This window comes from Vogesella mureinivorans, from assembly GCF_007644035.1.
GTDB lineage: Bacteria > Pseudomonadota > Gammaproteobacteria > Burkholderiales > Chromobacteriaceae > Vogesella > Vogesella mureinivorans.
On the sequence record NZ_VMTV02000215.1, the window covers coordinates 1 to 329 of the forward strand.

General features: G+C 39.8%; 1 protein-coding gene. It reads right to left on the bottom strand.

Annotated elements, in window-relative coordinates; all coding sequences use genetic code 11:
* Positions 1 to 329, bottom strand: a 329-nt coding sequence (locus tag FLQ44_RS07855; protein WP_147693941.1) for an acyl-CoA thioesterase, incomplete at both ends; no start/stop codon positions are given.

Sequence of the window (329 nt, forward strand, 5' to 3'; positions counted from 1 at the left end):
GCAGCCTCAAAACGACAACGTTTCCAATCATTATCCAAATTCAATGCAGGAATTTGTTTTGGTTTACCATTTTCATCAACCGCAACCATGGTGAAATAACAACTGTTGGTATGACGAACCGTTCTTTTCTGAATATTTTGAGCTTCCACTCGGATACCAATTTCCATTGAAGTACGACCAACATGGTTGACACTTGCTAGAAAGGTGACCATCTCACCAACATGGATCGGTTCTTTAAAATTAACTTTATCTACAGAAAGCGTAACAACATAACTACCAGAATAACGGCTTGCACAGGCATAAGCGACTTGGTCAAGCAACTTGAGGAT